Below are 9,317 nucleotides of genomic sequence, written 5' to 3' on the forward strand. Positions count from 1 at the left end.
GTCAGGCCACCTCCTCGGCGTGCTTGCAGGGCCAGCGGGTGCCGCACGCGCACCAGTGGCATCCGTCCGCCGGGTCCGGCACCTTGTCGTAGTGCTGCGAGGCTGGGGATTCCCCGGCCTTCTCCAACTCGGCGAGGCGGGCGTGGGCGGCGACGAGCATGCCGCGCAGCTGCTTCACGTCGCGGCTGAGCTGGTCGACCGTGAGTCCCCTCGGGATGGGCGTGTTCCACGAGTAGGTGCAGCCGTCGACGACCGCGCGGTGGTTCCAGCCGTGGCCGTACTGGTAGGTGCAGCGGACGTTCTTGGCGTCGCTGGAGGAGCTGACGAACTGGTCGTTGCAGAACCCGCCCGGCGGGGGGATCTGGAGGTCGTGCCAGGCGCCGTGGTGCAGTTCCTCGGTGCGGTAGACGCCCGAGCGGCGGTAGCGGAGGCGGTTCCCGGTCTGCGGGTGCCAGGCCTCGTGCCAGTTCTCGCGGTGGGAGGACGGCAGCACGCACTGCACAGGCAGGTTCCAGTGCACGGACACGCAGCGGGACTCGTCCGACATGTCGGGGCTGATCTCAGGCATTCGACGCCTCCTCGGGCGCACACGTGCAGGTGTCGGGGTGGGCGCAGGCGAGGAGGTCGAAGACCCGCTCGTACCAGGCGTCGGGCTGAAGTTGCGGCGTGTGGCCCATCGGCGGGGCGGCCAGCAGGGACTGCAGCCGGGTGTCGGCCTCCACGGCGGCCAGCGGCACGTCCAGGGCGGCGATCGGCTTGATCGGGGCGGTCATCGGGCCACCGCCTCGCCGGTGACCTTGCGGGCGACAGCAGTGAACTGGTCCAGCGCGGCCTGCAACTGCTCGGGCGTGGTCGGCATGGTCAGCGCGGCGTACAGCGCGGAGCCTGCAAGCTGCTCGTCCGACAGGCGGCGGTGCAGCGTCTCGCTGACGACGACAGCCCCAGCGAGCTCCGACTCCAACTCAGCGACCTGATCGGAGGCTTCGCGGAGCGCGGAGCGAACCGCAGCCAGCTCGCCGACGAGCGCGTCCCGCATGCGGGCCACCACGGCGGCAGCATCCGCGGGCATCAACTCGGCGAAGTCCAGGGCGGCGTAGTCGGCCAGCTGCTCGGGTGACAGACGGGCGCTCATGCCGCGCCCCCGTCCTGCATGGCGCGGGTCTGACGGTCGGCGAGGGTGGCGGCCCAGTACGTGTAGAACAGCTCGTCCAGCGCCGCAGCCTTCTCCGACTCGGGCAGTCCCTCGAACGCCAGACGGCCGATCTGCTCGACCTCGAACCCGTCCGGGTGCGTCGCCAGCAGCAACTCCTCCGCTTGGTTCCACATCGCCTGGAACGGGGACACGGCAGGGATCGACGACGTGATCTGGTCGAACGGAGTCAGGGAGAAGTCGCTCACGACGCACCGCCAGTCCGGCGCACGTCGTCGCCCAGGGCGGCAGCGTGGATTCGGTCGACGTCGACCGTGGACTCCCCGGCCCGCACCACGGAGTCGCAGATGTCCATGACTCGGTTGAGGCGGGCAGCGGTGTCGCTCTGACGCTCGAAGGCGTCGAGGATCGCCTCGGTGTCGGCGTGGGTGTTCGTCGCGTGCAGCAGGTTGGCCAGGTACTCGCGGGCCGTCATGTCGTGGCGCGCTGCGACCTTCGCCCGGACGCGGGCCTTGGCTGCCTCGCGGGCACTCAAGCCCGTCGCGGTCTGGGATGATTGAGGCACGTGAAGCCCCTTTCGTTTCGTGGTTCGTGAGGGGTGGATCGCGCGGCTAGGCCGCGGGGCCCCGGCTGCCGCTCGCGACGGCGGTTGGGGTCTTTTGTCGCTAAGCGGCGGCGCGGGCCGACTCGTCTTCGGCGTGTTCGCCGTTCATCCACGCGTCAAGCTCGCTGATCTTGTAGCGGTAGCGACGGAGTCCGTGCGGCCTGCTCTTCGGCCCGATTCCGTCGCGCCGCCAGCGGCGGAGGGTGACGACGTGGACGCCGAGGTAGTCGGCGGCTTCGGCGCTCCAGAGCCAGCCCTTCGGTGGGGGCTTGGGCTTGTTCGGCATAGGTCTATTCCTCGCTCGTGGGGGTCGGGGCAAGAGACGTTCGGTTCAGATCCGGAGACGACGGAGGCGCGAAAAGGGGGAAGATCGCGCTACCGACGGCCTCCGCGAGGGCGGTCGCATCGTCAACGTCAGCGGTGGGCTGCCTGCCAGTCAGGAGCTTTTCGATCACTCCCCGGCCGACTCCGGACGCTTCAGCCAGGGTGCGGACCGAGAAGGACTCTCCCCGCCCCGGGAACTGCATGAAGTGCTCGAAGACCGGGATGCTGCGCAGGGTCCATCGTCTGCTTGAGTGTCGGCTCACATTGCCCCCGAGTGGTGCGGAACTGCAGAACTGCTTGCATGACATAGCGAAGCATAGTGGAGCCGATTCGTCTACAGATCGGAGACGATCCGCCTGCAAGTCTCGGCAAAGTTTCTGGCGCGATACCACCCTTCTGTAGACGAACTGTCTCGGATCCCGGATGGTTGTATGGACTGAGCTGGTATTTTTCCGAGGCACGCCACCCCCTACAGAGACAGCCGGTATCTGAAGTGACCCGAGAGGAAGAGGACATGACGGCAGCGGCCCCCGCCCCGGACGCCGGGACGGACGAGCCGAGCACCCTCGGTGCGCTCTCGAAGCTCATCCAGGACGCCAACGACCGCGGACTCTCCTACGCCAAAATGTCCCAGCGCGCCGTCGACACAAGCACCGGAACCAAGCTGTCCAAGCCCTATCTCCAGCGCCTCGTCGCCAACCCGCCGGCCAATGCACCGAGCGAGATTCAGATGCGCGCCCTCGCCAACGCCCTCCGCGTTAGCGAGCGGCGCGTCAAGGCCGCCGCGGCGGAGCAGTGGCTGGGATATGTCGCTACCGAACTTGCGGGATACAACGACGAAGTCCGCATCATCGTGGGCCACTTGGCGGGCATGCCCGAGCCTGAGCTGCGCCGCTGGCGGGCAATGATCGAGGCCGACGAGCGCGCCCGCCGCGAGAACGACTAGCAGAGACCACCGCGCGCCAGCAGCATCTGACTGAAAAAGTCCCCATGTAGACATTCCGTTGAACGGATTGTCCACGTCTGCTCACGCGGCGTACCCTTCCACAACCGTGCGCTACCGGCACACAACGCCCTGGCGCACCGCACCAACGGGAGGGTGCCTCATGCTGCGCGTTGTGTACGAAGCCACACCACACCTACGACTCGGACAGCTGGTCGACATCCGGGAAACCCGCGGCCGGATATGCGTCAAAATCCAAGAGGACGCTGACGTCTACGCGTACACCGCAGCCCTCAACGCCGCGCTGGTCCAATTCCTCGCCAACTGCAGCTGGTTCCAGATCTGGCGCGGCCGGATCATCAGCGCCAACTCCCCCGAGAGCCCTCTCACCGTCACATACCAGCCCGACCCCCGGATCGACCTCCGCAAATGCGTAGAAGTACGCGAGTCCTGCGGCCTCGTCGTCGTCCACGTCGCTGGCGCGGCAACGGCGGCCGACTTCGTCGGGGCCATGAACCCCGCAACTGAACGCTTCCTCGCGGGCGGGCAGTGGTTCCAGCTGTGGCAGGGTGAGATCATCACCATGGCCACGCCTGATTCACCTGAGGCGTCCGCGGCCTGAGGTACGCGCACGAGGGGGCTCCATGCCCGGTTACATCGAAGACCGATGGATGACCAAGAAGCCGGACCCCGACACCGGCCAGAAGCGCAGGACTTCACGCTGGGGGCAGGGCAAGCGGTACCGGGTCGCGGGCATCCCCGGGGTCAAGGACCGGTCGTTCGAGAAGCTCCACGGTCCCGATGGGGCCAACGCCTGGCTGGCGAAAGCGCAACACGAGTCGACGTCGGGGGAGTTCATCGATCCCCGCCGCGGTCAGATGCTGCTCAAGGACTACATCGAGCAGGAGTGGTGGCCGCGCCGCGACTACGACAACCCCTCCACCGAGGCGACCGTCAAGGGCCGGGTGTGGACGCACATCGTGCCGCAACTGGGGCAACACCAGATGAACGCCGTCAAGACGAAGCAACTTGGCGAGTGGCTCAAGACGCTCAAGGCCACCGTTGGGCCTGGGACGGCCAACGAGTGCTGGCGTTACCTGTCGGCCATTTTCCAGGCTGCCATCGATGACGAGCGACTGACCCGCAACCCGTGCCGTAGGCAGACGACACTGCGCGTGCCGACACGGCCGCCGGCAAAGGCCAGGGCTTGGTCCAAGGAGCGAGTGCTCGCCGTGCAGGCCGCGATGGACGGCCGGTTTCAGCTGTGCGTCGACCTGGGTGTGGGGGCCGGGCTGCGGTCGGGTGAAGTCTTCGGGTTGTCGGTCGACGACATCGACTTCGACGGGCAGCGCATCCTGGTGCGCCGTCAAGTGAAGAAGGTGGGGGCCAAGCTCGCGTTCGCCCTACCCAAGGGGGAGAAGACTCGGGAGGTGCCGGTGCCCGAGTACCTCTTGAAGCGGATCGAGGACGCGCTGAACCGGCGCCCTGCGCAATCGGTGACACTCCCGTGGAAGGACCCGCGGCCGCCCACGACGGAGCGGGAGGCGGAAGAGCGCGAGCCGCAGACGCACGCCCTCATCCTCACCTCGGCATGGGGCGGAGCGATCCGCCGGGACGGATTCGACACCCGCGTGTGGAAGCCGGCCCTCGCGGCGGCCGGCGTCATCCCTCCCCCGGTTGAGACGAAGCAGCCTGTCAAGCATCGCCCAGGCAAGCTCAGGACGGTGCTGACGTACCAGGAGAGCCGGGAGGACGGTTTCCACGCCCTCAGGCATACGTTCGCGTCGGTGCAGCTGGACGCGCGGGAGCCGATCGTGGCAGTCTCGAAGTGGCTGGGCCACGCGGATCCGTCGATCACACTCCGGATCTACGCGCACATGATGCCCGAGGCGGACGGCCGGGGCAGGTCGGCAATGCAGAACTGGTTCGAGAACTCCTAGTAGTGGATCTCCCCAGATTCTCCCCAGCGGTCTTGGATCAAGAAGAATGAAGGGCCCTCCCTGGGTGCGGGAGGGCCCTTCATCTGCCAGTCAGTGAACTCCGACCGAGGCCAGTGCATGCCTCTGACGTGCAGAAAGACGCACCGGGAAGTAGAGGTAACAGACGCCGCCCGTGCCGGAGACCACCTTGCCACTGGCGTTGTACCGCTTGGTCCGCAGCCAGATGTTCTCCCACTCGCGCCGCTTGTAGACGCGCCGCACCGCCTCGTTGCTCGCCGAGTTCGGGTCGTTGGCGATCACGTCGCCGTCGGCGGTGAAACCGATGACGGTCATCAGGTGCCCGGCGGTGCCGTACCCGGCCCCGGTCAGCTCCCCCTCCAGGAAGGACTGGGACGTTATGGCCGGGATGCCGGCCGCGATCAGCGTCGCCAGGTCGGTGAGCGAGCCGAGCCGGGTGACCACGCCCTGCAGGCCCTTGAAGGTGGCCGCGTAGGCGGCGTTGAACGGCCAGTTCCCGCAGCCGTCGTACTGGTAGTCGAAGGTGAACCGGGCCGCGTGGCAGACCTGCGGGTCTGCGTACGCCGGGTCGACCCAGGCCAGTTGCTCCGCGGTGAGACGGCCGCCCCAGTACTCGACGATCATCTGCGAGGAGGTGGGGCTGCACCAGGCCTCGCCGCCGTTGTCGTACTCCGGGTACTGGCCGACATGGGTCTCCTGCGAGTAGCGCGGGACGGTCAGCTCGTGGGCGAGGCCGGGGGCGGAGGCCGGGACGGCGAAGCGGTCGGGGACGTCGGAGCCCATCGCGCCGACCCGCCAGACCGTGGGGGTGAGCTTGGTGCCGGGCTTGCGGTAGAGGGTCAGCCGCAGCTGGTACGAGGTGAGACGCAGCCCCGTGGCCGGGTCGTCGATGGCGAACGTGTCCGTCCAGACGCTGCTCTTGCCGTCGCTCTGGTCGTCGACCGAGGTCCGCCGGATGTCCTGGTCACCGGCGGCCCAGCGGCCCAGCACGTACCAAGGGGTGGCGGTGTCGTCGGAGTACGTCCCCTTCAGCTCGATCTGGAGCCAGGTGCCGGCGGGGGTGTGCGCGTTCCAGGAGGCGATCGCCTCGGTGGCCGGGACGGCGAGCCGGTGGGCGGGCGAGGTCCAGGTCGCGTACTCCCAGCTGGCGCTCTTGCCGGTGTGCGGGTCCGTGTAGTCGGTGGTGCCGGCGGGCGTGGCGATCACGATGCCGGGGCGGGCGCCCGCGACGGCACGCGTGCCCTGGGCGGCGCCGCCGCGCCAGTCGGAGTACGTGATCCAGGCGCGGTTGTCGACGGTGCCGGCCGGGGCCCGCACGGTGTCCGCGCCCTCGGCGGTGGTGTCGGCGGCGAGCGCCGGGCCCGCACTGCCGCCGCCGGCGACGGCTGCGGCGACCGCGGCCACCAGGACGGTTCTGCGGGACGGCTGTTCGGCTCTACTCATGGACGGAAGACCCCCAGTTGTCCGAGTCGGGCGGGCCCAATGCAGGGCTGTCAGCCCACTATGGCTGCGGGTGGCAGCGTCTGCCAGCAATTGCGTCCCTGGCGCGCCTACGAATATTGGTGTCGACCACTGGCATGGCCTGGGGCGGCCGCCGGCGCGCCGAAGCAGCCCAACCACCGTACGGACGAGGTGGGATGAGCGGGCCGGGGTCTCGGCGTACGCCGCCGCGACGGTGTACGCCGAGACCGTGCCGGCCCTACCGGTGACGCCTCGTCAGACGAGGTCCATGGCCGCGACCTCATCCGGGCGGCCGTAATTGACCGGGCCGTGGAAGCGGCGGCGGGCGGAGGCGAACCACCACACCGCGGCCACGGCCAGGACCACGCCCAGCGCGATCGGGGCGTAGTTGAAGGAGTGGGCGGTCACCGGCGAGGCCTGCGGCAGCATGAACAGGACACTGCTGAACAGGATCCAGGCCACCGCGACGACCCCGACCGGCCGCCCCCACCGGCCCAGGTGCCAGGGCCCTGGCTGGAACTCGTCACCCAGTCGCAGCCGGAGCAGGATCGGCACGGCGTAGGCGAGGAAGAGTCCGACGACGTTGACGCTGACGATGGCGGTGAACGCCGTGTGCGACCACCAGCCGGGCAGCACCAGCGCCAGCGAGCAGGCCACCGCCAGCCACACCGCCTTGACGGGGGTGCGGGTGCGCGGCGAGACCGAGTGCCACCAGCGGGAGCCGGGCATCGCGCCGTCCCGGGAGAAGGCGAAGATCTGCCGGGTGTTGCTGGTGAGGTTGGCGAGCCCGCAGAAGAGCATCGCGCCGATGACGATCAGCAGCGCCACCTTGGCGGTCCCCGCTCCGAGCCCGTCGATCAGGATCTGCACGGGAGGTGCGTCGGCGCTCGCCACACGGTCGTAGTCACGAATGCTGTAGACCAATGCGAGCATCAGCAGCAGACCCGCGATCGCCGAGTATCCGATCGCCCGCGTGATCCCCTTCGGCGCGTTGACCGTCGCCCGGACCGTTTCCTCGGACATGTGGAAGCTGCCGTCGAAGCCGGTGAAGGTCCAGCTGGTGACCAGCAGGCCGAGCATCCCGCCGTAAAGCCCGCTCGTGAAACCGGTGTTGTTCGCGAAATGCGTGACGAACGAGGCCGACTGATGATGTTCGGGCATGACGATCAGGGCGGTCACGATAACCACGAGTCCGCTCAGCAGCCACCACACGGAGATCCGGTTCAGTATGGCCACCAGTTGCACGGTGTAGGTGTTGGCGAGCCCCTGGAGCACGATGATCAGGGCCGTGATCAGCACCGTCCGGTGCGGCGTCGGCTCGTACGAGGGCCACTGCAGGGCGATGAAGGCCTGGAGGAAGGTGGCGGCGGCGTACCCGGTGGCGGCCGTGCCGCCGACCTGGCCCACGAAGTTCAGCCAGCCCGTGTACCAGGACCACGCGCCCTTGTGCCGTCTGGCGAGCTTTCCGGCGGAGAAGTACAGCGCGCCGCTCGTCGGATAGGCCGAGGCGACTTCCGCCATCGCTGCTCCCACGAAGAGCACCATGACGGAGACGCCGATCCAGCCGAAGACGAGAATGCTCGGGCCGCCCGCGTTCAGACCGAATCCGAAACCCGAGAAAATACCCGAGATGATGTTGATGATGGTGAACGAGATGGCGAAATTGTCGAACGCCTGAAAGCGTCGCGTGAGTTTTCTCGGATAACCCATCGCATGCAGGGTCGCGTCGTCGTCGAGCGCGATCGGAACCGATCCCCCGCGCGCTTTGGCACGCGGAGGCGATATCCCTTCTGACACGGGTCGGACCTTTCTCTCGGTGGGGGGTTGCGGTACGTCAGGCACCCGGCACGGGCAGACCACAGGCGCGACGCGCCCGGGAGAGCTGCCCGACCGGGTCACCGAAGACGGACCAGGGCATCCGGGAGGCGTACGGCCCCATCGCCGCGAAGACGGCGCGTGCCTCCTCCGCACGCCGGGCCATGACCAGCGCGTGTGCGAGGTAGGCCAGGTCGAGGACCGGAGTGAAGCGGTATTCGGCCACCGCCGGAAGCCAGTTCTGGTGGATCGCCAGCGCGGTCGAGCGCCACTGCGGCTGCTCCCAGACCCGGTCGGCGAGCAGTTGGGTCGGGTCGTAGCTCGCCACCAGGGCGACCAGCGGGAGCAGGCGCAGCGGCGAGTCGGCGGGCGCGCGCTGGCCGAGGAAGGCGGCAACGTCCCAGGCAGCGGTCACCGAGCCGCCGTGCCGAGTGAAGAAGCAAGCCAGGAAGCGGTGGTGGGCCTCACGGTGCCAGGGGTCGAGCGAGAGGACGTGGGCGAACAGGCGCCACGGCCCGGGCGGTGCCGTGAGCAGCCCGTGCGGCGCCTGGTCGCGCAGCCGGTGCAGCCGGGCCATCGTCAGCTTGGCCACCCAGGGCGTGGGATCGGCGGGGTCCGCCGTCGCGGCCCGCTCGCAGGCGGCCAGCGCTATCCGCTCCAGCGCCTCGGCCCGGGAGTCACGCGCGTCGGCCGCGCGCAGCGCCCGCAGCACGGCCACCCGCGCCCACAGCAGCGCCGCCTCGGGACCGGGTTCCTCGGCCAGCCAGCGCTCGACGAGGTCGGAGTCGGCGGCCTCGGAGGCGAGCACGAGAGAGCGGTGGGCGCGCAGACCGAAGTCGCCGTGGGTTTCCGCCAGCGCGTCACGGGCGCTCAGATAACGGCCGGCGCGTACATCGACGCATACGCTCGCGAGCAAGCGGTCGTCGGCTGCCGGATGCCACACATACTGCCCTTCGAATAACCCCGCGGCCATCTGTCCCAGCCCATCCCCCGTTACGGCACCTCACAGTTGCGCACCAGGCACCCTACTCAGCCCGGGACTCAACCGGAACGCACATTTCG

12 protein-coding genes are annotated in these 9,317 nt (G+C 68.8%); 3 read left to right on the forward strand and 9 right to left on the reverse strand.

Annotated features, from left to right (window positions below):
- Position 1: 1 nt before the first annotated feature.
- The 6 genes from AB5J49_RS08245 to AB5J49_RS08270 all read right to left on the reverse strand — a co-directional run bounded on the left by AB5J49_RS08245 (position 2) and on the right by AB5J49_RS08270 (position 2,040).
- Complete coding sequence (locus AB5J49_RS08245) at positions 2 to 568, reverse strand: hypothetical protein (RefSeq protein WP_369167859.1); 567 nt, start codon at positions 566 to 568, stop codon at positions 2 to 4.
- Entirely contained in the window at positions 561 to 773 is a 213-nt protein-coding gene (locus AB5J49_RS08250; RefSeq protein WP_369167860.1) for a hypothetical protein, read from the reverse strand. Before AB5J49_RS08250 ends, AB5J49_RS08245 begins: the two co-directional genes overlap by 8 nt.
- Entirely contained in the window at positions 770 to 1,132 is a 363-nt protein-coding gene (locus AB5J49_RS08255; protein WP_369167862.1) for a hypothetical protein, read from the reverse strand. Before AB5J49_RS08255 ends, AB5J49_RS08250 begins: the two co-directional genes overlap by 4 nt.
- Entirely contained in the window at positions 1,129 to 1,398 is a 270-nt protein-coding gene (locus AB5J49_RS08260) for a hypothetical protein (protein WP_369167863.1), read from the reverse strand. Before AB5J49_RS08260 ends, AB5J49_RS08255 begins: the two co-directional genes overlap by 4 nt.
- Positions 1,395 to 1,715 carry a hypothetical protein gene (locus AB5J49_RS08265; protein ID WP_369167864.1) on the reverse strand — a complete coding sequence of 107 codons (321 nt, stop codon included), beginning with the start codon at positions 1,713 to 1,715 and terminating at the stop codon, positions 1,395 to 1,397. The genes AB5J49_RS08260 and AB5J49_RS08265 overlap by 4 nt, the downstream gene beginning before the upstream one ends.
- 100 nt (positions 1,716 to 1,815) lie before the next feature.
- Positions 1,816 to 2,040, reverse strand: coding sequence for a helix-turn-helix transcriptional regulator (locus tag AB5J49_RS08270; RefSeq protein WP_369167865.1), 225 nt, complete (start codon positions 2,038 to 2,040; stop codon positions 1,816 to 1,818).
- A gap of 552 nt (positions 2,041 to 2,592) precedes the next feature.
- On the opposite strand from AB5J49_RS08270, the gene AB5J49_RS08275 reads away from it, so the two are divergent.
- The 3 genes from AB5J49_RS08275 (at position 2,593) to AB5J49_RS08285 (ending at position 4,961) form a co-directional block, all read left to right on the forward strand.
- Positions 2,593 to 3,024 carry a hypothetical protein gene (locus AB5J49_RS08275; protein ID WP_369167867.1) on the forward strand — a complete coding sequence of 144 codons (432 nt, stop codon included), beginning with the start codon at positions 2,593 to 2,595 and terminating at the stop codon, positions 3,022 to 3,024.
- Between the two features lie 160 nt (positions 3,025 to 3,184).
- The gene (locus tag AB5J49_RS08280; protein ID WP_369167868.1) at positions 3,185 to 3,643 is read left to right on the forward strand and encodes a hypothetical protein; all 459 of its coding nucleotides are present in this window, start codon (positions 3,185 to 3,187) and stop codon (positions 3,641 to 3,643) included.
- A 49-nt stretch (positions 3,644 to 3,692) separates the two neighbouring features.
- Positions 3,693 to 4,961, forward strand: coding sequence for a tyrosine-type recombinase/integrase (locus AB5J49_RS08285; RefSeq protein WP_369167869.1), 1,269 nt, complete (start codon positions 3,693 to 3,695; stop codon positions 4,959 to 4,961).
- A gap of 90 nt (positions 4,962 to 5,051) precedes the next feature.
- Here the strand turns inward: AB5J49_RS08285 and AB5J49_RS08290 are convergent, their stop codons facing one another.
- From AB5J49_RS08290 to AB5J49_RS08300, 3 genes are all read right to left on the reverse strand, one after another.
- On the reverse strand, positions 5,052 to 6,422 hold the full coding sequence (locus AB5J49_RS08290) for a peptidase C39 family protein (protein ID WP_369167870.1): 1,371 nt from the start codon (positions 6,420 to 6,422) through the stop codon (positions 5,052 to 5,054).
- Positions 6,423 to 6,695: 273 nt separating this feature from the next.
- Positions 6,696 to 8,237 carry an amino acid permease gene (locus AB5J49_RS08295; RefSeq protein WP_369167871.1) on the reverse strand — a complete coding sequence of 514 codons (1,542 nt, stop codon included), beginning with the start codon at positions 8,235 to 8,237 and terminating at the stop codon, positions 6,696 to 6,698.
- 37 nt (positions 8,238 to 8,274) lie between these two features.
- The gene (locus tag AB5J49_RS08300; RefSeq protein WP_369167872.1) at positions 8,275 to 9,228 is read right to left on the reverse strand and encodes a hypothetical protein; all 954 of its coding nucleotides are present in this window, start codon (positions 9,226 to 9,228) and stop codon (positions 8,275 to 8,277) included.
- Positions 9,229 to 9,317: the final 89 nt, after the last annotated feature.

Origin of the sequence: Streptomyces sp. R28 (assembly GCF_041052385.1) — a bacterium.
Lineage (GTDB): Bacteria > Actinomycetota > Actinomycetes > Streptomycetales > Streptomycetaceae > Streptomyces.